Consider the following 531-nt stretch of genomic DNA (forward strand, 5'->3'; position numbering starts at 1 on the left):
ACCGGGCCCCGGCCCGCCTCGACGGCGACGAAGTAATCATCGGGGTCAGGCACGAGGACCGCCCCGCCGGAGCCGTCGAACTGCTCACCCTCGCGGACGGTTCCCGCCGCTGGCTGGCCGAGCTGGGTTCCTCAGTCAAAGGCACCCCGGCGGTCTTCGCCGATTCGGTGATCGCCGTCGAGGTGGTCGGCGACGTGGTGAGCCTGGACCGTGCCACCGGGACGGAACGCTGGCGGGTACCTTCCCCCGACCCGCTGCGGTTGTTCGCCTGGACCGACCCGGTGGTGGCCGGCGGGCTGGTCGTGGTCGGTGACCTCTCACACCTGCGCGCGCTGGACGCGGCGACCGGCGAACTGCGCTGGGAACGACACGACCTGGCCCCCTACCAGACCCTGGTCGGGCACGCGACCCCCCTCATCGCCGGGGACACCCTGATCGTCGGCAGCTGCCCGCTCCCCCGCGGGATGATCGGCCTCGACCTACACACCGGCAGCACCCGCTGGGGACCCGCCGGCGGCGACGGCGAACTCG

At 73.1% G+C, this 531-nt stretch carries 1 protein-coding gene; it reads left to right on the plus strand.

Features of this window, described 5'->3' with window-relative positions; all coding sequences use genetic code 11:
- The coding region (locus ACY45C_RS13915) for an outer membrane protein assembly factor BamB family protein (protein ID WP_462188029.1) at positions 1 to 531 on the plus strand (531 nt) is incomplete at both ends.

The sequence above is a fragment of the Frankia sp. CcWB2 genome, from assembly GCF_977927585.1.